Below are 21072 nucleotides of genomic sequence, written 5' to 3' on the forward strand. Positions count from 1 at the left end.
CGCGCACAACGCCTGGCGCCGAACCCATGACGCTGGCACCCGCTGAACGGGAAGATGTGCCATGCCAACCCGCCGCCCCGCCTCGGAACCCAGCTTGCTCGTCGCCCTCTGGTGGTTGTTCCTCGCGGCCTGCGCCATCGTGATGTTCCTCGGCGGGATCAACTTCCTGTTCGGCTCCGACGACGATCCCGCCCCAGCACCGACCGTCACGGTCATCGAGACCCAGCTCATAGAGCCAAGTCTGTCTGACGACGTCCCGGACGAGGTCGTCGACGACGGCCTGTCGAGCGTGCCGACGCCCGACGTCTGCACCGATGCCGACGACCGCGGAGAGATTCCCAGGGACCGCTGGACGCCGTGCGGTCAGGTCCTCGGCTACTTCGACGGCTGGGCGACGCCCCCGCCCGGTGCGCCTGCCGTTGTCACACCCGCCCGGTAGCGTGCGTGGTTCGGCCCCCTTGCATGGTCATCCCGACCGAGCAGGGGGCCTTTCGCATGCCCGCTCGCCAGCCCCCACGTGTGCCAGACGAGTGCCATCACCCCGAGTATCCGCAGGTCAGGAACGCCACACCGCATCCCCTATGCGGTAAGAGGGATCGCCGCCGGAGCGTTGCAGATCAATCCGCAGCGGGCTTGTTGCCCATCTTGCGGGCCATCTGGGCTGCCTGCTCTGGAGTCACCAATTCCACCCGGCTGCGGAAGGCGCCCTTGACCACGAAGAAGCCGGAGAACTTCCCGCGCGCCCCGATCTCCCGGCACTCGTACAAGCCGTTTCCGGGTAGCGGCCATCCGTAAGGCGGGCCGCTACGGTTGAGGAACGTGCGTGCGTACACGTACTTCTCGTTCGTGCCTCGGATCTTGGCAACCCAGCCGATCGGGCTGTCACTGATGACTCGCTTCGGGGTGATCGACACCATGGGGAACACCGTGGCGGGGTCCGCGGTAGCGACGTTAACGGGAGCGTCAAGCGCCGCCGTTGAGGCCTCCTTCTGCTCCGGGGTGGCGTGGCGCTCGCAGACCTGCGGGTGAGGGCCGATGCCGAACCAGACCATGAACGAATTACGGCAGCGGGCCCCACGCTTTGTCGTAGTCGTGCACTGGCTCACGTGCCCACCCGTCTTTCACGGTCGTACCTGCTCAGAGGCTGTTTCGGCAGGACAGTACATCGCAGGCCGCGGTAGGCAAGAGGGCCCCCTGCCAGCGGGCCGCACTGGTCTCGGGCAGCGTGCCAGCTGCCGACTAGTTCCCGGCGATCTCCCCGACTCGCTTCACGACGGCGTTCAGGTGGTCGGTGCCGATGGACATCTCGGCGGCCATCAGATCGAACGACGCCTGGTCCTCGCTTGCTGCGCCCACGGTGCAGGCCGATGCGGACTTCCCCAGGTGATCGAGCGCCAGTTTCCAGCGCTTGGCGAGCGTCTCGTCCGGCATCGGGTCTTCCTCGGCTGCCGCTTCGATATCTGCGGTGAGTTGCGCGCAGCTGGTCTGTAGTGCCGCCAGGTCGACCGGGTGCGAGTCCTTGTCCACTTGCTTCAGGCCCTTCATGAGGACGCCGAGAGTGTCGGTGCCGCCCGCGTCTGCCCAGTCGCGGAGTTTGGTCGCAGGATCGGCGCTGGGGCTTGCCGACGCTGACGTCGTCGCTGACTGCTTGGGCGTGGCGCTGGTGCCACCGCAGCCTGTGAGCATGAGCATGAGCGCGACGCCCGTCGTTACAACCGCAGGTCTGGTGCGCATGGTCCCCCCAAGGACAGATGAGTCAGATGAGGGATGCTGCTCTGTCGCATCGCGGCATGTGGGCGTTGTGTCCTTTCCGTGACACGAAGTCATGCTCCCGGTACGAAGCGGCATGATTGCGCGCAATCGGCGGCGCCTGGTTGTGGCTGGCAATCCCGAGCAATCTGACAGCGGTGGTGAGGAATCCCGCGCATCCTGGGGTCTCCAACCCGGCCAGACGGAGGACGAGATGACGCTCAGGTTCCTCGGCACCACCAGCGACGGCGGCGACTGCCCCACCCTCTACGAGGTCGAGGAGACGGGAGACATCGTCGTCCAGGGCGACAAGCTCACCGACCCCGAACACCTCGCACAACTGCGGGACGTGAAGGACTCCGAGACGTTCGTCGTCATCCCGCGCGAGCTGCTCACCCGCTTCGCCCCGAAGGAGTAGCCCGTGCCGGAGGTGATCCCCTTCAAGGAGATCTCGCACGTCTTCAAGTCCTTCGAGCACACCGCGTGGAGGCTCGAGACCCGTCGCGGCTACGCCACGGACCGGCGCAGCGACGTGTGGGCGCGGTGGCAGGCCCGCGAGGACATCACCAGCGAGCCGCCGGACGCGTGGCGCAGCAACGTCGCTGAACAGACCGCGCGGGGCAAACGGTTCGGCAGGGTGCGCGTGGTCGACGAACCGCTCACCGAGGGGCAGGAGTTCCTCCTCGCCCGCGCGCCGAGCAACGTGGCCGCGGGCGACGAGGTCCGCTACCTGCTCCGCACGGAGGCGGCCCGGCTCGGCCTGCCGGACTTCGACTTCTGGCTCATCGACTCGCGGACCCTGCTGCGGTTCGTCTTCGACGACGCGGACACCACCCTCGGCGTGACCGTGTCGCAGGAGCCGGCCGACGTCCTCGCCGCGTGCCAGGTACGGGATGCTGCCTGGCACTACGCGATCCGTACCGCCGACTTCGCCAGGCGGGTAGCTTCCACAGTGTGAGCACCGACTACCAGTCCGCCCGGGTCGCCCTCGGTGCGCGCCTCCGGGAGCTGCGCACCGAGGCCGGGTTGGACGGCAAGAGCATCGCCGAACGCCTCGGCTGGCAGCGCTCCAAGGTGTCCCGCCTGGAGAACGGCAAGCAGACCCCGAGCAGCGACGACTTGAGGCTGTGGGCCGAGGCCGTCGACCGGGCGGACGTCACGGCCGAACTGTCCGGGCGCCTCACCGGACTGGAGACGCAGTACCGGTCGATGCGCCGCCAGTTGGCGAACGGGCACCGCGCCCGCCAGGAGCAGGCGGTCGCCGAGACCGAGCAGACGCAGACGATCCGCGGCGTGGAAGTCGTACGGATCCCCGGCATTTTCCAGACCGCCGAGTATGCCCGGCACGTCTTCGCTGCGAACGCCGCGTTCCGGCAGATCCCCGACATGGACATCGAGGACGCCGTGCGGGCCCGTATCCGCCGTCAGGGCGCGCTGTACGAGCCGGGCCGCTCCTTCCGCATGCTCATCTGGGAAGGCGCCCTGTACGCCCTCACAAGCCCGCGTGAGGTGATGGCGGCCCAACTGGACCGGCTGGTCTCCCTGATCGGCCTGGACACCGTGGAGCTCGGCATCGTGCCGTTCTCGGCGCAGCTCCGGCGCAGCCCCTCGCACGGCTTCTGGATCTACGACCGACGGTTGGTCATCGTCGAGACGCTCAGCACGGAGATGTGGCTGGACGACGAGGAGAGCCTCGCCCTGTACGAACGGGCGTGGGAGTGGCTCGCCGAGTCCGCAGTTCACGGGGCGCCGGCACACCGGCTGATCGGGCGGGCGCGGGCCGCATTGAACCTGTCGTGAGCAACCCGCGGCAACTCCCGGTGTAGCGCGCGCAATCCGCTGCAATCAGCGCACGTGCCCGCAATCGCAGTCCCTACGTTCCTGGTCATGGCCTTACACCTCGCCCCGTACGTACGGCAGGCGGGACAGGACTGGCTCCTCTCCTGCGCCGATACCCCCGCTGAAGTCCGGTCCCTGTGGGACGCGGACGAGCTGGGCTCATTCCCCACCGGTGGCCACTGGATGGTCGCCGAGGCGTCCCTCGCCCACACCATGGACGCGATCAAGCTCATCGGCTCGCCACGCCGTGGCCCGGTCCTGGCTGACGTGACGCAGGGCATCGCCTGGTGGCTCCTGCCGCCGACCCTCGGCGACGAACTCGACGACGTCTGCACCATCACGATTCACCCCCGTGGCTGGACGCTCCGGTGCCCGCCCGTCCTGTACCCGGTGCGCGGCCGCGTGTGGATCGAACGACCGGACGGCACCGGGCGCCTGACCGACCCTGTCCTGCTCGGCGCCGCCCTCGGACCGGGCGGCTCTCGACTCCCTGCGGAGGCCTTCGGATGAAGCAGCAGACCACCATGGACGACGGGCCCATCGACCTGCCCTTGCCGCTGGACAGGCCGGAGCCAGCACCGCAGTGCGGAGTGTGCGCGGCTCTGACCCGGCAGGGCGCTGAGGCCGTGGCCGTCGGGGACTACTCCAAGGCATCCGACTGCAACATCGAGATCCGCAACCACCCTCACCGGGGCCGGCACCGGTCGTGAAGCTCTCGCTGCCAGCCCGAGCGGCCGGCAGCGAGCAGGGGCCGGCCCGCCCCGTCTACACCCGCGAGGCAGGCCGGTGACGGCAGTCTGCCCGCCCTCCGCTTCCCAGGCGATATGAGGGCGGGCAGGTGACGGCCAAGCCGTGCAGGCGCCTCGGCCGACGGGACCGACCTACCGTCCGCGGGGCGGACTAAGGATGTTCTGCACGTTGCCGCCGCGCGCGCGGACCATGGTGCGGAGTTCGTTCAGGAGGAACTCCTCGTATCGAGACGAGCCGCCCGACGAGCGGATCTCCAAGATGACGTTGACGTCCTGCCTGCCGCCCGCGCCCGCAGCCGCGGCGCCAGCCGGTCGCCGGGGGGTGTTGAGCATCGACGCCCACGGCAGCTGGCCCGACGCCATCCGCCGGCTGTCCGGGTTCGACCACACCCGCGACCCCACCGGCAGCTGCGCCAGCTCCGGGCCCTGCTCGCCCACCCACGTCAGCCCGCCCCGGATCCCGCCCGACGCAGCGGCGCCGACGATCCCGCCAGACGCCTTGCCCTTGAACGCCTTTTCGATGGCCTTCTCCATGGACTTGGTGAGCTTGTCCATGCTCTTGGTGAGCTTTTCCTGCGACTTCGTCAGCGACTTCACGACCGCGGTCTGAGCCTTGATCGCAGCCCCGTACACCGTGTCCGCCGTCGTCTTCCCCGCGGACCCGGCAGCCTTCTCGATCTGACCCTGCACCGAGTTGATCGACGACACCTCGGACGACGACGCCTCCAACAGGGCGCCCGCAGTCTCCAGCCCGCCGCCATCGACCCCGGCCTCGGCAACCTGCTGAATGATCGACTTGCTGTACCCCTTCGCCTTCAACTGCTTCAGTGCGGACGCGAACGCGGTCACCTTGTCCCGCGAGGCAGTCATTCCCCCACGGATCGACCCCAGCGTCACCGTGCTGTCCGCGCCCGCACCCTTGGTGATGTTCGCCGAGCCGATCAGGTTCGATTTCACCGAGTCGGACAGCTGCGCCGCGGAATCCTTCAGCGAGTTGAGCTTGTCCTTCGCCTTCTCCAGCGACGCCGTGACCTTCGCGAGGGCCTTCTCGTAGCCGAGGAGCTTGCGGCCGGTCGAGTCGAGCTGCTTCAGCAGCCGATTCTCCGTGCCACCGTGCGTCGACTTGAGGATGATGCCGCGCCACTTGTTCAACGCATCCACCAGCGAACCCACAGAATCCGGCCTGCCCAGCCCGGACCCGAACTCGCTCCGCGGGTAGCCCGCCATGTGCCCGAAATGGCTGATGGACAGGTCACCGCGGGCATCCGAGCGCGCCTGCCGCTCCGATTCCGCCTGCGCCTTCGCCGCCTTCTGCGCCTTGGTCAACTTCTTGACCTTGCCGCCCTTCGCGAAGTGCGGCACCCGGTCCTCGTTGATCGCCTCCAGCAGGGCGTGGTACTTCGACGTCTGGCGTTTGTTGACGATGTACTCGCCGCCCATCGCCAACAGCGGTACGTCATCCTTGCTGCCGGAGCCGCCCTCGATGCGACCGCCATCCGCGTACTTGCGGACGAGACCGCCCTGCGCGTACTTGCCGCCCTCGTGGTAGACGTCCCCTGCGTTCGAGGTGTGCGTCTTGGTGATGACGTAGGTCGTCGCAGTCTTGCCGTCCAGGGCGTTCATCGCCGAGTTGACGTTGCCGATCACGCCGAGGGCCTGGCCGTCCTTCGCGAAGATCGCGACCTGGCCGTTCTTCAGGTGCTTGACCTTGAACCCGAAGGCCTCCAAGACCTTCTCGCCGCTCTTGGACAGCGCCTTCAAGGTCACAGACTTCGAGCCGGGCGACTTCTTCACCTCGGCGTTGAACGCCTTCAGGTCAGCCGTCGCAGCCTTCCTGTCCACCTTGAACTTCACCGGAGCAGCCGGTGGCGCATTCAGCAGCGTGTCGGCGAGTTTCTCCGCAGCCTTACGGGTAGATCCCATCGCCGTCGCCGTGTCGATGAACGCCTTCCGGCCCTCGCCGTACACCTTGTTGATCTTGGTGACGGAGAAGTGCTGCTTGTCCATCTTGTCGACGTAATCGTCGGTCTTCGCAGCAAGTTGGGACAGCACCTCGCGGTTCTTACGGCCCGCGTCCGAGTGAACGTTGAGGGTGCGACCGTTCTCCTTGACGGCCTTTGACGAGTCGGAGATGGCTTGCTCGAACGCCGTCTCGGCGTCGAACGCAGCGCGGTGCACAGCGTTCAGCGCCATGATCGACTGTTCGAGGCCCTTCGCACTCATCGCCTCCGCGTCGAGATTCTTCTGCGTGTCCACCGCCGCCTGACCGAACACGCCCATGCTCTTAGCAGTGAGCTCCTGCTCCGACCTCACCCCAGCCACCGCAGCCGTGTACTGCGGAAACAGTGCCGCAATCTCCTTCGCCGAGTAGCCGGCACCCTTCAGCTTGACCCGGAACTGCTCGAACTGATCGGCCGCCTCCTTCGCATGCCCGCCGCCCGCGAACTGCGCGAACGCCTTGTCGAACGAGGCGAAGTCATCCTTCGTCGCCCCGAGCGAATGCGAACCGTTGACGAGGTCATCAATCTTCGGGGTGATCGCATCAATGAGCGGACCGACGCCAGCGATCTTCTTCGGCCACTCCAGCCCCTTATCGAGGTCCGACTGCCCCTTCTTCAGTGCGTCCAGCTTCGCAACGAACCCGTCCAAGCTGCCGAACGTCGACTTCAGCTCGCCACTGAACTTGCCCGTCGCGGCCAGGTGCTGGAGGCTCGTCGTCAGCCTGTCGACGTCCGGGGGCGCGCCCCGCGCCTTCTCCGCCAGCTTCTGCACACCCACAGCCAGCAGCGCCAGGCCAGCCACGATGACGCTGCCCTTGGCGACCGTGCCCAGCGATGCGAACGCCGCCCGCAGCCCCCTCACGCCGCCACCTGCCGCAACGAAAGCGTCCTGCATGTACATGGCTTTCAGGGCGACCGTCTCGAACACGCCCGTGACGGCTGAGATGCCCTTCGTCACGCCGCTCCACAGCATCGTCGCGGCCGCGGCTGCCTTCATCGCCACCGACACCGCCACGGTCGCGGCGAGGAGTCCCGCGAGCGCGCCTGCCAGGGCTACGGTGGCGCCCTTGTGGGCGAGCATCACGCCGACCACGGATTGCAGCGGCGGGATGAGCTTCTGCCCGACGGTGATCAGCAGCGCGTCGAAGCTGGCTTGCAGCGCCTTCATCTGGAATGCGAACGTCTTCTGCGTGTCAGCCCAGCTCTTGCCGAACTTGTTCGCGCCCTCAGCCAGCGCCGGGTACTTCGACTCCAGGCGGTCCATCTGCGACACCAGGACGTTCAGGCCTGCGCCCGCCTTCCGGCCGAACGCGTCGGTGATGACCTGGCCCTGCTCTTTGGAGGAGACGCCTGCCTTCTTCATACGGCCGACGAGGTCTTCGAGGGCGAGCTTCAGGCCGCCCTTCTGCATGTCCTTGCCGAGCGTGTCCGTCGTCAAGCCCAGCCTTTTGAGCGTGTCTCCGGCCGTTGCGACCGGGTGGGCGAGGGCCATCACGGACATGCGCAATTGATTACCCGCCAACGAACCGCGGATATTGTTATCGCCAAAAACTGCGAGCCCGGCGCCGACGTCCTGAATGCTGAGGCCGAATCCTTTGACGGTGGCGACCATGCCGGACCCGAAAGCGTTCGCCAGGTCCTGCATTTTCATGTCGCCGACACCGACGGTGGCGTTCAGGACACCCATCGCCTTATCGAAATTCTGCACACCCGGAATACCCGAAGCGACCGCAGCGGTGAGCGCGTTGGTGACGTCAACGAGGTCCGCGTGACCGACCGTGGCGCCCTTCGCCGCAGTCTCTGTGAGGGAGAGTGCCTTCTTCGAGCTGATGCCCATGGACTCGAAGTTGGACTCCACGTGGAACAGCGACTCAGCCAAGCTGTCTGGGTCCTGGCCGACCTTCCCCGCCAGTGCGAGCACACCCGACTTCAGGCCCGCCATCTTGGACTGCGCCACACCCGCCTGCGTGTGCAGCAGCGTCATGCTGGAGTCGAACTTCGCAGCCATCTTGATCGACTCGACACCGATGACCGCCAGGCCCGCACCCGCGATCAACGTCGTCTTGTGGAAGGCGCGCATGCCCGAACCGGCCTTGTTCACCTCCGCGTTGACCGAGGCCATTGCGGGGCCGGTGAGATTCTTAGCCGTAACCAGAATCTCCACCACGTTCGACATCACTCACCACCCCCACCCGCAGGAACAGCCGGTGAGGCCGGCCGTTGCCCCTCGTCCAGCACCAGCTGGGCGCAGTCAAGACACAGCGTCGAGAACACGACCCACGACGTCATCTCGACCACGAGCGGCCGTGCCCCGGCAGTCATCTCGCCCGAGCAGCAACCGCACCGGGTTGCCCCGCCCGCCGGGATGCCGGTCGCCGCCCGCTCCAAGTGGCAGGCCAGACAGCGGGCATAGCCTTCCGTCGCGAACACGTAGCCCCGGCTCGGCCGGCGCCGAAGATGCGCACAGCGCGGCAGATCACGGGTGAGGACCCGCTCGACCACCACGTCGAGCAGCTCGGAATCCCCGCGCGCGTAGTCGGAGACGAGCAGCGCCTTCACCCCGTCAGGCGCCACATGGTGGAAGAGGTCCGCCAAGAGCCGAGGCCCGCCAGCAGCGCCCACCGGCGCCTTCCAGCCCCTCCTACGCCTCGCCGCCCGGTTCACCGCTCCCGCCCGACCGTCAGGGAGACCGCAGCCCCGTCCAGCAGCCGCAGCCGCACCCTGCGAATGTCCGACCGGAACTCAGGTCGTGCACGCCACCGGCGCACCGTCCGCCCCGACACACCCACCTCGGGCCCGATCTCCTCTGTGGGCCGGCCCATCGCCAGCAGCACCGCCGCCCGCACCCGCGGGGGAAGCTCGTCACGTCCACTTGCGTCCATTGATGTCCACCTCCTACAAAGATCGTACGGCTGAATACCGCTCTTCACGCCAAATCGGCCGTGCAATGTTGTGGAGACCCAACAAAACAGCGGCGCCCGATCCTCCCCGCAGGAAGAACCGGGCGCCGCCCGCAACAAAGCCGCTCAGCGGCCCCTCTCCGCCCGCACCAGTGCCAGCACCTCGTCCCGGCCCTTCGCCGCCGTCACGCCCCCGTAGGGAGGCGCAGAGAACCGCGCCAGCGGATGCCGCGGATAGGCCTCGGCCACGACCTCGGCGAGCAGCCGGCCGAGCACCGCACCCCCGTCGACGAGCGGCCACAACTCGCCCCGCATCCACACCGATCCGTCGAGGCTCGCGCCCGTCGGCTCGCCGTCCCAGCACCGCAGCCCGCGCGCCGCAAGCTTCGCGCCCACAACACGGACCCTCTCGTCGTGCTCCGCGAGCGCGTCCAGCGCCGCCCGCATCGCCGACCCTGCGGCCACGACCGCCTGCACAGCCGCTGCCCGGGACGCCGCGAGACCGTCGACATCCCGGCCCATCTCCAGCGCCGCCGCCTCACCTTCCTCCGCACGCCGCTGGCGCCCTTCCTCCTGCACCTCCCAGTCCTGGCGCAGCAGACGCGCCCGCACCGCCACATGGTCCGCCGCCTCCACAGCGTCCTTGTGCTTGCCGTACGCCGTCTGCGATGCACGGTTCGCGGCATACTCCCGCTCCGCCTCCCGCAGCACCCCCTGCGCCTGCTCGGCCTCCCGCTCAACCTGCTCCAACTGCTCCGTCGTCACTGCGATCATGGTGTTCCTCCGTTACCTCTTGAGCTGATCTACCAGTAACCCGGTGGGCACACCGCCGCCCGGGCCTACTACTCACCACCAGGGGGCCCGACTACCCGGACCCCACGGCCGCGGACGCTCGGCGCCGCAACGACACCCGCTCCAACCGCGTCGTCCCGCCCCACACCCCCCACAACGCCGGCCTATCCAACGCGTACGAGCGGCAGGCCTCGAGGAACCCGCACCCCGCACACAACGCCCGAGCCGCACGCGGCCGCACGCCGTCCGCGACGTACGCGTCCGGATCCGCCCGGCACAGCAACGGCTCCCGCGCGTCCAGTACGAAGCCCGGAATCCCCAGCGAACCCACCGGCCGCGCACCCGCAGCGTGATGCCCGCTCACTCACGCCCCTCGTTCAGACGCCAGTTCAGAGCCAGCGTCGCGACACCCGCCGCCACGAACCCGGCAGTCGTCGACCACGTGAACGCCGCCACCGCCAACAGCCCCAACCCCACCGCGTCCAGCAGCGTCGACCGCACCGCCAACAGCCCCCGCACCGCACGCCCCCAACGCCCCTTCACCGCTGCCCCTCCCGCCACCGCTCAGCCGCCAACACCAACACCGCCAACTCCTCACGCGCCCACGACGCCGCCTCACCCCCGCCGTCCCTCACCACCGGTCCCCCTCGCTCCGCTCCAGCACCCGAGCAACCCCATCCGCCACCAACCGCCGACGCCGAGCCGGAGACGCCCCCACCGGAATCACCACCGTCACCGGCCCCCGATCACGACCACCCAGCCGCGCCGCCGACTCATCCACCACCGCCATCAACCGCTCCGGATCCAACGGCCGCACCGCCACCGCCTCCCGCACCCGCACCAACTCCTCCACGAACACCGGATCCTTCGCCCACACACCGACCGTGCTCGGATGCACACCCACCTCAGCCGCCGTCGCCCGCTGCGACCGACCCCCCGCCAACAGCAACAGCGCATCCACCCGCCTCCGCGGATCCAACCTGCTCATACATCGCCTCCTCGATACAAAGGCCCACCCGGACCATCCAGCCCCTTGATGAACGGACGCCCCCGCGGACACGCCCGCGTCCCCCGCATCGGCGGCAAACACTGCCGACCCGCCACCCCCCACAACCCCGGCAACAACCAGTCCTTCAACCAGTGATACCGACGCCACGCCGTCGTCGGACTCATCCCCAACTCCGCCGCCGCCTGCCGAAACGACAACCCCCGCCCCAACACCAACTCCGCCACCGCCAACCCCTGACCGGCCTTCACCCCCACATCCAGCCGCAGATGCGGATACGGCCCACCACGACGCGTCACCCCACCCACCAACCCGGCATACGGAGAAGGTGAAACACCAGGGACCAAGCTGCTTGGCCCAGACCCGTGGACTCAGTCACCGAACGCTCCTCTCTCCTCGGTCCTGGCCGGCCGCCGGACGACGGCCGGAACTCTGCGGGTCAGGCTGCGCGGGCGTAGCCGTCCAGCCGAGCGGATGCCTGGTGCACCGCCTGGAGGTCCGACACCTGCCCGGCCGTGGCGTCCGGGGGCACCGGGATCCGCTTGAAGCGGCAGTAGTTCAGCTGCTTCACCGACGGCGGTCGCTGCCGCCAGCCCGCGCCGCGGATCGCGAGAGACCGGGCGGCGCGCTGTGCGTACAGCTCCGCCCACTGCATCGCGAACTCCAGCGGGTACTCCGGGTCCGGCGACGGGGCTCGTACGCCCTCTGCGGGCGTCCAGCGGCGGATCCGGTACGAGCCCGGTTCTTCGGCGGGGACGAGGAAGTACAGGGTGTCGCCGGCGGGGACGAACCAGGTGCCGCCGCTGGTGCGCAGCCACCGCACGGCCGAGTCGTCGAAGAGGCTGATGTCCTGCCAGTCGACAGCGACGGCCCGCAGGCCTGGCAGGGCGTCGGGGTCGTCGTCGAGGGCTGCGGCCGCGAGGGACTCCCCGTCGTCGACCGTCAGTTCGCGCTCGGTGAGGTCGGCGAGGGTGGCCAGCTTGTGCCGGGTCGAGGCGCCCATGACGTCGAGGACCAGGGCGTCGCGCTTGCCCTGCCAGGGGCGCAGCACCCGGCCCACCATCTGCACGTACAGGCTGGCCGACTTCGTGGGGCGGGCGATCACCGCGCACGACGCCCACGGCGCGTCGAAGCCCTCCGTGAGGACCATGCAGTTGGAGAGGACTTGGATGCTGCCGTCCGCGTACGCCTTGAGGGTGGCGGTCCGTTCCTCCCGGGGCATGTCGCCCCACACCGTGGCGGTGCGGATCCCGCGGGAGTTGAGCACGTCGGCCATGGACTTCGCGGTGTCGACGGTCGGGGTGAAGACGACGCCCGGCCGGTCCGCGGCGAACTCGGTGTACGCGTCCGCGACGACGTCGGCGGCGTTGGACTCGTCGAGGGCGCGGGCGAGCTGGCCGTCTTGGAGGTCGCCGTGCCGGGTCTTGACCGTATCGAGGTCGAGGCCTCCGACGTGGACGGCCTTGCCGCGGACGTTGACGAGGTGCCGGTCGGCGATCATCTCCAGGATGTCGCGGGTGTAGACGATGCGTTCCCAGACGTCGGCGAGGCCACCGTCCTCGCGGTGCATGGTCGCGGTGAACCCGGCGGCGGGGGTGGCATCGAAGCAGCCGAAGTGCTTGAGGACGTCGACGTAGGTGGGCGCGGCGGCGTGGTGCGCCTCGTCGACGATGACCAGCCCGATTCCGCGGATGGCCTCGCGGCGGCGGGGGTTGGCGAGGGTCTGCACGCTGGCGACGACGACGTCCACGTCCTGGTGCTCGTCGCACTCGGCCTTGACGATTCCGACGCGGAGATGGGGAGCGACCGCGCGGATCTTGTTGGCGGCCTGCTGGAGGAGTTCGTCGCGGTGGGCGAGGACGAGAGTGCGGACACCGCGGGCGTGCTGCTCTGCGGCGAGGTGGGAGAAGACGACGGTCTTGCCGCTGCCGGTGGGGAGCAGGACCGCGAGGCGGAGGCCGCCGGCCTGCCATCCGTTGTGGAGTGCGTCGATGGCGGCGCGTTGGTAGTCGCGTAGGGGGAGTGCTTCGGGCACGGGGATCACCTCGGCTCTGCGGGGTTCTGCGGGGAAGTTGCGGGGATGTCTGCGGGGAAGTTGCGGCTGGGCCGCATGGCCGCTGACCTGCTGTTCTGCGGGGTTTGCGGGGTTGTGCGGAATGTTTCTCTAGGCCGCCATATAGGGAGCGCTTCACCAGCGCTACGCCGCATGCAGATGCGTGTTGCACGTGAGGTCTGCGTGACGCTCCCGTATGCCCGGGGATAGCGGCCAACTCCGCACATCCCCGCATCCCCGCATCCCCGCAGGTCAGAGGCGATGCGGGATCCCCGCAACTTCCCCGCAGCCTGCGGGGATGTGCGGGTCATCGGCCGCCCTCGTACTTCTCGACGCGCCACAGGTTCTGCTTCCGGTGGGTGTCGTAGACGAGGCTGATCTTCAAGTCCTCGAAGTACCGGCCCTGCCTCGCCTTGAGCCAGTGGCCGAGCTGCTTGGGGGACGGCACGTCGCCGTTCTGAAGGCGCGGGATGGCTTCCTTGAGGGCGAGCAGCTCCTTCGTGGTGACGGTCCGGGCGCTGAGTTCGGCGGTGCCGTGCCAGGCCGTCAGGAACGCGGCCCACTCCTGGGTCTCTTCGTCCATCGTGGCTGTCGCTGCGTCCCGGTTGGCCAGCCAGCCGGGTACGTCGAGGTAGTCGAGGATGCCCGCCACCGTTGACGCCCATCGGGAGTAGTCGCCCATGCGGGTGGTGATGGTCTTGCCGCCGGCCGCGAGCCATCCGCGGACCATGGTCACGAGTGCGGCGACGACGGTGGAGCCGTTCTCCTCCAGCCACTGCCGGAGGTCGCCGACGGTGAAGTCGTCGCGCTGGTCCGGGTTGGGGCAGTTGGGGTCGAGGCGGACCCAGAGTGTGCGGCGTGCGTTGTCCCCGCCGGTGCTCAGGTTGTTGCCGGTGAGCACCCACAGTCGGTCGTTCGGGATGCTGACCGAGCTGGTGCTCCCGAGCAGGCGGTCGCTCCAGGTTGCCGACGTCGCCAGGGACGACAGGATGGGCGACTTGATGACGTGCCCGTTCGGCAGGTTGTCCATCGCGATGACGGGATCACCGCAGTCCCACAGCTTGGCGGTGACGGCCTTCCGTAGTTCGGCGTCGTTCTCGGGCCACTGCGTCACGGCGAGGCCGTAGATGTAGCCGAAGGCATCCATCAGCAGGGTCTTGCCGGAGCCCTGCGATGTGCTGGTGATGACCAGGAGCGGGGTCGGTCCGGGGACGTAGTGGCGAATGATCGGCGAGAGCAGGGCCCCCAGGTACTGCGCCCGGTCGGAGGCCGCGACGAAGGGGAAGTCCGCGAGCATCTGGTCGAGGACGACCGTCTTCGCTCGCTCGACGGACTCCTCCGTCACGTCCGCCTGGAGCCGTCGGAGCGGTACCCGGGGGTGCATGTACAGGCCTGTCGCGTGGTCGTATCCGACCGTCTGAACGATGGTGCCGTCCGGTCGTACGACGGGGGCCGTGACGATCCCGCGCAGAGGCATGAGCGGCCAGTCCCGACGGCCGAGGATGGTGCCGCAGGTCTTCGGCATCACCAACGCTCGGTCTTCCTTCATGCCCTGGGTGATTGGGTCGGGGACGACGGAGTACGTAAGGACGTATTCGGCGAGGTAGGCGCGCAGGTTGTCGGTACCCAGCTGCTTGACGAGCGGGTTGCTCTGGTCGTCCTGGTAGACCCAGCACGGGCCGCTGGATCGCTTGTAGAGGCCGGGGAGTTGCTCCGCGGCCATGATGGCGAGGATTCCCTCGATGGCCTCGGCCTCGTTGGTGATGTCCAGTTCGGGGCGCTGGCCTGCCGCCCGCGGCCTGGCGCCCTGCGATTCGGCCTCATCCGGCGTGAGGTCGGGTTCGAGAGCGGAGGATCCGTCGCTGAACTGCGAGGAGACAACGGTCAGTCGACGCCGTGTGGGCTCTGAGCCGTATCCGCGGCGACGGAGTTCTGCGGCTGCCTGCTTGAATGCGGCCGCCGTGGTGCTGCCTTGCGTGAGCAGGGTGTAGGCGGCGAACTTGTCGTACGGAACTTCAGCCTCGAAGACGGTCGAGGTGCTGAAGACGTACAGGCGGTCGCGATCCGAGGCGTGACCGGTGGTCGCGGAGATGCCACGGGACTTGCCCTTTCGGCGGTAGTAGGTGGTGCTGCCGCGCGTGAAGATGGGGTCGAGGTCGTCTCCGATGATGTCGGGCCAGTCGACCTTGTTCTCGAAGTCGTCGCCCGGTCGTACGGTGCCGGCGGGCAGCTCTCGCTTCGGCCGCGGGGCGGTCTTCGCTTTCTCCTCGCGGGGCAGCGTGTCGATCATGCGGCAGACGTCGCGGATCGCGTCCATGACGTCGGCGTCGATGGTGGGGATGGTGGCTGGCCCGCCGGCGATTCGGACGTATGGCCTTCCGCTGGGATGAACGGTGCCGCCGGACGGCTCGACGAGGCCGTACCCGCCTTCACCTCGCGTCTCGATCTGGACACGCACGATCTTGGCGTTCGGCTTCTCGCGGAGGCGTTGACGCTCCTCGTCGGTGTACTCGTCTTCCCGGGCGAGGCGGGATGCGAGCTTGGTGTTCCCAGGAACGGGGGCGCCCTCGACACGCGCGCGTACGTGGATCCCCTGTCCGCCACCGCCGGGGCTCTGTGACACCCAGCCATTGAGGATGGCGTGCCATTGTTCGCCGAGCCCCGAGTTCTCCATAAGTTCGGTGACCTCGTCGAGGATGCCCTCGCGAACGGCGTGGTCTTCGAACTCGATCATCTCGACGTTGCCGGAGACGGCGCCGTACACGGCGGCGATCCCGCGCGGCCGCCCGCCGCGGAATCCCCACCACTGGTCGTGTTCCTCGGGGGTAGACCGCTTGACCTTGTAGGAGGTCCAGCTACGAACGTCGGCCGCCTTGCTGCCGTCCGCCTTGACCGGCAGCAGGCACAGTCCCGCGTCGTCGAATTCGCGAGCTGCCTCGCGCATGTCGAGTTCCCCGGGCGCCTGGTCGGCGTCGGGGTTCTCGGGGGTCGTACGGTCGTTCACGCTGAAGTCCTCGCGGGGAAGGCGGCCGTGACGGCTCGGTCGCGGGGCGATCTGAAGGGGGCGAAGCAAAAGGTCCGGCCGCGTCCCCGCCCGGCCGCCGAAGCGACCGAGCAGGGACGGCAGTTGCCAGGACGGGGAATCACGCAGGCGCCTCGGTGATCTGGAGGCCGCGGGTGTCGACGACTACCTCGGCCTCGTCCCGGCCGGTGTTGACCGCGAGCATGTGCGCGGGCGGAACCTCGCACACCCACAGACGGCCCGGCGCTCGGCCGCGAACACCCTCGGCGAACCGCTCGGCCACGGCCCGATCCCGGGACCAGGACCAGTCCGTACGACGCTCCGGAACCGAGCCGCGGTAAAGGGTCAGCGGCTCGGCCGGGCGCGCGGCCCGCTCACCGTCGACCGTGAAACCGGCCGTGTCGAACAGCCACCGCCACGTATCACGGTCATGGTGCCGGTCCGGGTACTCCGCCCCGGACCAGATACCGCCGACCAGATCGGCAACGGTCCGCGCGGTGATCTTGTCCTCGGCGAGTGCTTCCGCGAGGAACGTCGGACCGTAGGTGCGGCCCGCGAGACCGATGAGCCAGTCGAGTTCGCTGGTGGTGAGGCGGTCGGCCCACTGGAGCAGGTCGTACGCCTCGTCAGCCAGGCTCCCCGCCGTGTCCACGGTGGTGCTGTGGCCGGTCATGCGCGGGTCTGCTCGTCGGTCATCGCGTCGGCCTGCTCGGCGGCTTCACGGAGACGCTGGGGTGTGTCCTCGGCGGCGGTCCTGACGGCGCGCGGGTCGGCACCGGCACGCAGGTTCTTGACCAGGTAGTCGAAGAGGTAGCCGTAGTCGGGGTCGACTTCCGCGCGGGCGTGCTCGATGGCCGTGAACGCGAGGAGCGGGGCGACGGTGGCGATTCGGAGGGCTTCGGCGAACTCGCCGCCGCCCTTGGCGTTCACGACCTTGACGATGTTCGGCATGATCTCGGCGACGGTCTCGACCATGTGGTCGAGGGTGGCCACGGGGTTCGGCCTGCGGAGCGCCTCGTCGTATGCGGCGGCGGCGACGTAGAGGCCGGCGTCGACGAGACTGATGCGCGGCTCGGAGGCAATGGCGGTCGCGGTCGCGGCCTGGCCGGTCTTAGACTCGTGCATGGTGATGGATCCGTTCTGTTCCGCGTAGCCCCCGGCCCGGCTGTCCAAGCAATGAGCCAGGGGCTTCGCTGTGTGGGTCTGTTGCTGAGGCCCCTCCCTCGTCGGCATTCGTAGTGCCGGCGCGAGAGGGGTCGTCTTGTGCGGTCAGGCGGCTTCGAGAACCGCCACGAGAGATGCAGTGACCACGACGTGACGGCTTCCGAACGAGAGGGTTCGGATCGGCGCCTCGCCACGTTTGATGAGTTCGTAGAGTTGCGACCGGCTACAGCCGAGGGCGAGGGCGGCACGGGGGACGTTGACCGTGGCGGGCCACTTCTTCACCTCGGCGAGCGTCGGCGACTCCGCCTTCTTCGCGGCCATCAGACGGCGCTCGCGGTGATCTCGAGGACTTCGGCCAGCCGTAGCGCCGCTGCGCCGCGAGGCGTTGTGATGCCCCGCTCCCAGCGGTAGACGGTCACGGGGGTGACGCCGACGGCGTCGGCGATCTCTTGGAGCTTGAGTCGGCGGCTTTCGCGCTGCTCACGAGCCTTGCCGTTGGCGACAAGCGCGCGAACTTCGCTGATCCGCCGAAGGTCTTCGGGGCTCATGCCTCCATCGTAAAGGTATCCCGCCACATTGCGAAAGGCTTTCCGTCATCTTTCGAGAGGCAATCCTTTGCATTGCAATCTGACTGCCTGGCGGGCACGATGTACGGCATGACCACTCCGCCTCAGCACCTCATCTGGCTCTCCGATCCTGAGCCGATCGAGGGCGCCTCCAACGGAGACTGCGAGGTCTTCGTGTCCCTCGTGCCTGCGAGCCACCCGCATGTCGTGGTGCGGTTGCAGTACGTCCTCCTCGGCGGCCACAAAGTCGAGGGGCCCTACGGGGTCCGAGTGCAGCAAGCCGACGACGTACCCCTCGAAGCCTGGAAGCCGGTGGGCGCCACGCTCGTGCGAGATCTGCCCTTCGTGAAGTTGGAGCGGGTTGCTCGACTGGCCCTCACCTTCGGACAGCGAACTCCGCAAGGAGCACCGCTAGATATGAGCGCGGGCCTGTTCGAGGCGCCGCCGCCCATTGAGAAGATTCCGGAGCGTGCCGAGGAGATGGTTCGGGCGAACCATCCGGACGTGGACCCGGACGGTGGCCCTGGTGCGCTGCGGCGCTGGAGGCGCCTTATCCGGCTTGCAGAGGTGCAACTTGAGTACAACGCAGCGGCGGCGGCTGGAGAGAAGGCTCCGGCAACGGTTGTCGCGGAGAAGCGTGATGCGTCGACCGCCACCGTGAATACGTGGTTGCACCACGCGAAGAAGGAAGGTCTGGACGCGCAGCTTGCCCCGGACTTTTCCGTGGTCGCGGTTGCGCCTGGATAGAGAAGGGGGAGTACATGGCCGAGATCAAAAAGATCCCGCTGAAGAACGGCAGGGTCCGATACCGGTTCGTGGTCGACGTCGGCCGCGACGAGACCGGCAAACGCAAGCAACTCACCATCACCAAGGACACGAAGAAGGAGGCCGAAGCCGAGTACGCCCGCATCCGGCACCAGCGCGACGCGGGCACGCTCATCGTCCCCAACAAGATCACAGTGGGGGAGTGGGTCGACGAGTGGTTCGCCAAGAAGAAGGAGGACCTGGAGCCCACCACGATCCCCAGCTACGAGACCCAGCTCGGCTACATCAAGAACCGGCTCGGGGATACCCGCCTCCAGGCCCTCACCGAGGACGACTGCATCCACTTCGTGCAGTGGCTGCTCACTCAAGGGCGCCGGCGCCCCATCATCGTGCAGACCGGAAACCCTGAGCAGCCGGTCGAGACCCTGACCGGGCTGCGCCCCACCAGCGTCGACACGATCCTCTCCCGTTTGAAGGAGATCCTCGGCCGTGCCTTCGTCCGGCAGATGGTGCGGGCGAATGTCGCCGAGTACGTGCACGTTCCTAAGCAGGTCCGCAAGCAGGACAAGCGGCGCAGCACCAAGGTCCAGCCGTGGAACGTCGCGGAGGTACAGCAGTACGTCTCCGGCATCCGTAGCGATCGGCTGTGCGCTCCGCTCATGGAGTCGCTGATGGGGATGCGCCCGGCCGAAGTCGCGGGTCAGCGCTGGGAGCCGGACGTCGACCTGGTGCGCGGCACCGTGTCGGTGCTCAACACCCGGACGATGGTCCGCAATCACTACACCGTCGAGAAGGACACCAAGACCACCAGCGGCGAACGCACCCTGCCGCTCCCGCGGTTGGTCTGGGACTCCCTCAAGAGCTTCAAGGCATTGCAGGCCCGCGAGCGCCTCGCGGCCGGCGAGGCATACACCGCCTCCGGGTACGTGCTCGTGGACGAACTCGGGTTGCCGCTCGATACGAGGAACCTCCGGGACCACGCGTGCGGGCTGATGGAGCAACTCGGCCTGAGGCGGGTGCGCTTGTACGACGCGCGGCATGCCGTCCTCAAGTACCTCGCCGTGAACGGCGTCACGGATGTCGTCCTCGCGGCGTGGGCGGGGCACACCAACGCGGCCTTCACCAAGGCCAAGTACGTCGCTCCGGACGCCGAGGATCTTCGTTCGGCGGCCGCCGCGCTCGACGGCCTACACGGGCTGGGGTGAGAGATTGTGAGAGAACAGCGTGAGACGGTGGGCAAATATGGCGTCTGACCTGCATCTATCGAAAGTCTCGCAGAACCATGCTTCGATTCTGCGCGGCGGCGCGGGCATCCGCCCGGTGTGCGCGGTCTGCGCGGTGCGCCTACCGTGGCTCGCATGGGCGATGCGGTGGAACTCGAAGCGGCCGGCAGGAGCGTACGTCTGTCCAGCCCGGACAAGATCTTCTTCCCGGAGCGCGGCTTCACGAAGCTGGACCTCGCCCAGTACTACCTCGCCGTCGGCGAGGGCATCCTGCGCGCCCTGCGCAACCGCCCCACCACCCTGGAGCGCTACCCGGACGGAGTGACCGGCGAGTCCTTCTTCCAGAAGCGCGCACCCAAGAACATGCCCGACTGGATCCCGACCGCCCACATCACCTTCCCCAGCGGCCGCAGTGCCGACGAGATGTGCCCCACCGAGCCCGCCGCCGTGCTGTGGGCCGCGCAGTTCGGCACGCTCACGTTCCACCCGTGGCCGGTCCGCCGCGACGACGTCGACCGCCCCGACGAACTGCGCATCGACCTCGACCCGCAGCCCGGCACGGACTACGCCGACGCGGTGCGCGCCGCCCACGAACTGCGCGAGGTCCTCCACGAGTACGGCGATCTGCGGGGCTGGCCCAAGACCTCCGGGGGCCGCGGGCTGCACGTCTTCGTGCCGATCCAGCCGCGCTGGACCTTCACCCAGGTACGCAGGGCCGCCATCGCCGTCGGCCGCGAGCTCGAACGCCGTATGCCCGACCGGGTCACCACCGCTTGGTGGAAGGAGGAGAGAGGCGAAAAGATCTTCGTGGACTACAACCAGACCGCGCGGGACCGCACCATCGCCTCCGCCTACTCAGTACGCCCCCGCCCGCACGCCCCGGTCTCCGCGCCGCTGCGCTGGGACGAGGTGGAGGACGCCAGACCCCGGGACTTCGACCTGGCGACCATGCCGGGACGCTTCGCCGAACTCGGCGATGTGCACGCCGACATGGACGACCACGCCTTCTCCCTGGAGGCCCTGCTGGAACTCGCCAGCCGCGACGAGCACGACCACGGCCTCGGCGACCTGCCGTACCCGCCCGAGTACCCGAAGATGCCGGGCGAGCCCAAGCGGGTACAACCGAGCCGCGCCAAGCACGAGGACGCTCAGCCGCCTAGCAGTTGATCTCCCTTGGCCGGCTCTCTCTCGGCCGGACGTCCGGCGGGCGGATCAGCGGCGCGGGTCAGCGGCGGGCGGGCGCG

The 21072-nt window shown here is 68.4% G+C and carries 24 protein-coding genes; 9 read left to right on the forward strand and 15 right to left on the reverse strand.

Features of this window, described 5'->3' with window-relative positions; genetic code table 11:
* Positions 1–61: 61 nt before the first annotated feature.
* Positions 62–439 (forward strand): hypothetical protein, encoded by a 378-nt coding sequence (locus tag ACFYR3_RS30005; protein WP_389285192.1) that lies wholly within the window; start codon positions 62–64, stop codon positions 437–439.
* 178 nt (positions 440–617) lie between these two features.
* Here ACFYR3_RS30005 and ACFYR3_RS30010 read toward each other — a convergent pair whose 3' ends face one another.
* A complete protein-coding gene (locus ACFYR3_RS30010; protein ID WP_389285193.1) occupies positions 618–1052 on the reverse strand; it encodes a hypothetical protein in 435 nt (144 codons plus the stop codon).
* Between the two features lie 187 nt (positions 1053–1239).
* A complete protein-coding gene (locus tag ACFYR3_RS30015) occupies positions 1240–1734 on the reverse strand; it encodes a hypothetical protein (RefSeq protein WP_389285194.1) in 495 nt (164 codons plus the stop codon).
* Between the two features lie 229 nt (positions 1735–1963).
* On the opposite strand from ACFYR3_RS30015, the gene ACFYR3_RS30020 reads away from it, so the two are divergent.
* The 5 genes from ACFYR3_RS30020 to ACFYR3_RS30040 all read left to right on the forward strand — a co-directional run bounded on the left by ACFYR3_RS30020 (position 1964) and on the right by ACFYR3_RS30040 (position 4298).
* Positions 1964–2167, forward strand: a complete 204-nt coding sequence (locus ACFYR3_RS30020) for a hypothetical protein (protein WP_326787868.1) — start codon at positions 1964–1966, stop codon at positions 2165–2167.
* Positions 2168–2170: 3 nt separating this feature from the next.
* Complete coding sequence (locus tag ACFYR3_RS30025) at positions 2171–2707, forward strand: DUF6879 family protein (RefSeq protein WP_389285195.1); 537 nt, start codon at positions 2171–2173, stop codon at positions 2705–2707.
* On the forward strand, positions 2704–3549 hold the full coding sequence (locus ACFYR3_RS30030) for a helix-turn-helix domain-containing protein (RefSeq protein ID WP_389285196.1): 846 nt from the start codon (positions 2704–2706) through the stop codon (positions 3547–3549). Before ACFYR3_RS30025 ends, ACFYR3_RS30030 begins: the two co-directional genes overlap by 4 nt.
* 87 nt (positions 3550–3636) lie before the next feature.
* Positions 3637–4098 carry a hypothetical protein gene (locus ACFYR3_RS30035; protein ID WP_389285197.1) on the forward strand — a complete coding sequence of 154 codons (462 nt, stop codon included), beginning with the start codon at positions 3637–3639 and terminating at the stop codon, positions 4096–4098.
* Positions 4095–4298, forward strand: coding sequence for a hypothetical protein (locus tag ACFYR3_RS30040; protein WP_389285198.1), 204 nt, complete (start codon positions 4095–4097; stop codon positions 4296–4298). The genes ACFYR3_RS30035 and ACFYR3_RS30040 overlap by 4 nt, the downstream gene beginning before the upstream one ends.
* A gap of 171 nt (positions 4299–4469) precedes the next feature.
* Here ACFYR3_RS30040 and ACFYR3_RS30045 read toward each other — a convergent pair whose 3' ends face one another.
* From ACFYR3_RS30045 to ACFYR3_RS30105, 13 genes are all read right to left on the reverse strand, one after another.
* A complete protein-coding gene (locus ACFYR3_RS30045) occupies positions 4470–8513 on the reverse strand; it encodes a phage tail tape measure protein (RefSeq protein WP_389285199.1) in 4044 nt (1347 codons plus the stop codon).
* Entirely contained in the window at positions 8513–8932 is a 420-nt protein-coding gene (locus tag ACFYR3_RS30050) for a hypothetical protein (protein WP_389285200.1), read from the reverse strand. Before ACFYR3_RS30050 ends, ACFYR3_RS30045 begins: the two co-directional genes overlap by 1 nt.
* A gap of 65 nt (positions 8933–8997) precedes the next feature.
* Positions 8998–9219 carry a helix-turn-helix domain-containing protein gene (locus ACFYR3_RS30055; RefSeq protein WP_389285201.1) on the reverse strand — a complete coding sequence of 74 codons (222 nt, stop codon included), beginning with the start codon at positions 9217–9219 and terminating at the stop codon, positions 8998–9000.
* Positions 9220–9363: 144 nt separating this feature from the next.
* Entirely contained in the window at positions 9364–10011 is a 648-nt protein-coding gene (locus ACFYR3_RS30060) for a hypothetical protein (RefSeq protein WP_389285202.1), read from the reverse strand.
* Positions 10012–10102: 91 nt separating this feature from the next.
* Positions 10103–10393, reverse strand: coding sequence for a WhiB family transcriptional regulator (locus ACFYR3_RS30065; RefSeq protein ID WP_389285203.1), 291 nt, complete (start codon positions 10391–10393; stop codon positions 10103–10105).
* Positions 10390–10572 carry a hypothetical protein gene (locus ACFYR3_RS30070; protein WP_389285204.1) on the reverse strand — a complete coding sequence of 61 codons (183 nt, stop codon included), beginning with the start codon at positions 10570–10572 and terminating at the stop codon, positions 10390–10392. Before ACFYR3_RS30070 ends, ACFYR3_RS30065 begins: the two co-directional genes overlap by 4 nt.
* Positions 10573–10660: 88 nt before the next feature.
* Positions 10661–11017, reverse strand: a complete 357-nt coding sequence (locus ACFYR3_RS30075) for a helix-turn-helix domain-containing protein (RefSeq protein ID WP_389285205.1) — start codon at positions 11015–11017, stop codon at positions 10661–10663.
* A gap of 457 nt (positions 11018–11474) precedes the next feature.
* Positions 11475–13070: a DEAD/DEAH box helicase gene (locus tag ACFYR3_RS30080; RefSeq protein ID WP_389285206.1), complete on the reverse strand. Its 1596-nt coding sequence runs from the start codon at positions 13068–13070 to the stop codon at positions 11475–11477.
* Between the two features lie 325 nt (positions 13071–13395).
* On the reverse strand, positions 13396–16092 hold the full coding sequence (locus tag ACFYR3_RS30085; protein WP_389285207.1) for a hypothetical protein: 2697 nt from the start codon (positions 16090–16092) through the stop codon (positions 13396–13398).
* Positions 16093–16231: 139 nt separating this feature from the next.
* The gene (locus ACFYR3_RS30090) at positions 16232–16783 is read right to left on the reverse strand and encodes a hypothetical protein (RefSeq protein ID WP_389285208.1); all 552 of its coding nucleotides are present in this window, start codon (positions 16781–16783) and stop codon (positions 16232–16234) included.
* Positions 16780–17235, reverse strand: coding sequence for a hypothetical protein (locus ACFYR3_RS30095; protein ID WP_389285209.1), 456 nt, complete (start codon positions 17233–17235; stop codon positions 16780–16782). Before ACFYR3_RS30095 ends, ACFYR3_RS30090 begins: the two co-directional genes overlap by 4 nt.
* Positions 17236–17379: 144 nt before the next feature.
* Positions 17380–17595 carry a helix-turn-helix transcriptional regulator gene (locus ACFYR3_RS30100; protein ID WP_389285210.1) on the reverse strand — a complete coding sequence of 72 codons (216 nt, stop codon included), beginning with the start codon at positions 17593–17595 and terminating at the stop codon, positions 17380–17382.
* Complete coding sequence (locus tag ACFYR3_RS30105; protein ID WP_389285211.1) at positions 17595–17822, reverse strand: helix-turn-helix domain-containing protein; 228 nt, start codon at positions 17820–17822, stop codon at positions 17595–17597. Before ACFYR3_RS30105 ends, ACFYR3_RS30100 begins: the two co-directional genes overlap by 1 nt.
* A gap of 108 nt (positions 17823–17930) precedes the next feature.
* On the opposite strand from ACFYR3_RS30105, the gene ACFYR3_RS30110 reads away from it, so the two are divergent.
* From ACFYR3_RS30110 to ligD, 3 genes are all read left to right on the forward strand, one after another.
* Positions 17931–18587 (forward strand): hypothetical protein, encoded by a 657-nt coding sequence (locus ACFYR3_RS30110; RefSeq protein ID WP_389285212.1) that lies wholly within the window; start codon positions 17931–17933, stop codon positions 18585–18587.
* A 14-nt stretch (positions 18588–18601) separates the two neighbouring features.
* A complete protein-coding gene (locus ACFYR3_RS30115; protein ID WP_389285213.1) occupies positions 18602–19810 on the forward strand; it encodes a tyrosine-type recombinase/integrase in 1209 nt (402 codons plus the stop codon).
* Positions 19811–19963: 153 nt separating this feature from the next.
* Positions 19964–20995: a non-homologous end-joining DNA ligase gene (gene ligD / locus ACFYR3_RS30120; protein ID WP_355847819.1), complete on the forward strand. Its 1032-nt coding sequence runs from the start codon at positions 19964–19966 to the stop codon at positions 20993–20995.
* The last annotated feature ends 77 nt before the right edge of the window (positions 20996–21072 follow it).

This window comes from Streptomyces sp. NPDC005784, from assembly GCF_042871525.1.
In the GTDB taxonomy this organism is placed as follows: domain Bacteria; phylum Actinomycetota; class Actinomycetes; order Streptomycetales; family Streptomycetaceae; genus Streptomyces.

What these genes read in the sequence shown, in the direction of transcription:
- ACFYR3_RS30005 (WP_389285192.1), top strand. Translation starts at nt 62, where the DNA reads ATGCCAACCCGCCGCCCCGCCTCGGAACCCAGCTTGCTCGTCGCCCTC.
- ACFYR3_RS30010 (WP_389285193.1), bottom strand. Translation starts at nt 1,052, where the DNA reads ATGGTCTGGTTCGGCATCGGCCCTCACCCGCAGGTCTGCGAGCGCCAC.
- ACFYR3_RS30015 (WP_389285194.1), bottom strand. Translation starts at nt 1,734, where the DNA reads ATGCGCACCAGACCTGCGGTTGTAACGACGGGCGTCGCGCTCATGCTC.
- ACFYR3_RS30020 (WP_326787868.1), top strand. Translation starts at nt 1,964, where the DNA reads ATGACGCTCAGGTTCCTCGGCACCACCAGCGACGGCGGCGACTGCCCC.
- ACFYR3_RS30035 (WP_389285197.1), top strand. Translation starts at nt 3,637, where the DNA reads ATGGCCTTACACCTCGCCCCGTACGTACGGCAGGCGGGACAGGACTGG.
- ACFYR3_RS30040 (WP_389285198.1), top strand. Translation starts at nt 4,095, where the DNA reads ATGAAGCAGCAGACCACCATGGACGACGGGCCCATCGACCTGCCCTTG.
- ACFYR3_RS30045 (WP_389285199.1), bottom strand. Translation starts at nt 8,513, where the DNA reads ATGTCGAACGTGGTGGAGATTCTGGTTACGGCTAAGAATCTCACCGGC.
- ACFYR3_RS30055 (WP_389285201.1), bottom strand. Translation starts at nt 9,219, where the DNA reads ATGGACGCAAGTGGACGTGACGAGCTTCCCCCGCGGGTGCGGGCGGCG.
- ACFYR3_RS30060 (WP_389285202.1), bottom strand. Translation starts at nt 10,011, where the DNA reads ATGATCGCAGTGACGACGGAGCAGTTGGAGCAGGTTGAGCGGGAGGCC.
- ACFYR3_RS30075 (WP_389285205.1), bottom strand. Translation starts at nt 11,017, where the DNA reads ATGAGCAGGTTGGATCCGCGGAGGCGGGTGGATGCGCTGTTGCTGTTG.
- ACFYR3_RS30090 (WP_389285208.1), bottom strand. Translation starts at nt 16,783, where the DNA reads ATGACCGGCCACAGCACCACCGTGGACACGGCGGGGAGCCTGGCTGAC.
- ACFYR3_RS30095 (WP_389285209.1), bottom strand. Translation starts at nt 17,235, where the DNA reads ATGCACGAGTCTAAGACCGGCCAGGCCGCGACCGCGACCGCCATTGCC.
- ACFYR3_RS30100 (WP_389285210.1), bottom strand. Translation starts at nt 17,595, where the DNA reads ATGGCCGCGAAGAAGGCGGAGTCGCCGACGCTCGCCGAGGTGAAGAAG.
- ACFYR3_RS30105 (WP_389285211.1), bottom strand. Translation starts at nt 17,822, where the DNA reads ATGAGCCCCGAAGACCTTCGGCGGATCAGCGAAGTTCGCGCGCTTGTC.
- ACFYR3_RS30110 (WP_389285212.1), top strand. Translation starts at nt 17,931, where the DNA reads ATGACCACTCCGCCTCAGCACCTCATCTGGCTCTCCGATCCTGAGCCG.
- ACFYR3_RS30115 (WP_389285213.1), top strand. Translation starts at nt 18,602, where the DNA reads ATGGCCGAGATCAAAAAGATCCCGCTGAAGAACGGCAGGGTCCGATAC.
- ligD (WP_355847819.1), top strand. Translation starts at nt 19,964, where the DNA reads ATGGGCGATGCGGTGGAACTCGAAGCGGCCGGCAGGAGCGTACGTCTG.